The sequence below is a fragment of the Liquorilactobacillus aquaticus DSM 21051 genome, assembly GCF_001436755.1.
GTDB lineage: Bacteria > Bacillota > Bacilli > Lactobacillales > Lactobacillaceae > Liquorilactobacillus > Liquorilactobacillus aquaticus.
Map to the genome: position 1 here is coordinate 1 of NZ_AYZD01000024.1, position 220 is coordinate 220.

At 53.6% G+C, this 220-nt stretch carries 2 tRNA genes; both read left to right on the forward strand.

Annotated features, from left to right (window positions below):
• Nucleotides 1–60 precede the first annotated feature (60 nt).
• Nucleotides 61–133: transfer RNA gene (locus tag FC19_RS08375), tRNA-Val, on the forward strand.
• A gap of 2 nt (nt 134–135) precedes the next feature.
• Nucleotides 136–208, forward strand: a tRNA-Lys gene (locus tag FC19_RS08380).
• Nucleotides 209–220: the final 12 nt, after the last annotated feature.

Consider the following 220-nt stretch of genomic DNA (forward strand, 5'->3'; position numbering starts at 1 on the left):
TCGCGCCGATAGTAGTTGGGGGATCGCCCCCTGCGAGGGTAGGTCGTTGCCGTGCACAATGGAGGATTAGCTCAGTTGGGAGAGCGTCTGCCTTACAAGCAGAGGGTCACAGGTTCGAGCCCTGTATCCTCCATTGAGTCGTTAGCTCAGTTGGTAGAGCATCTGACTTTTAATCAGAGGGTCGACAGTTCGAGCCTGTCACGACTCATAGGTCAATTTT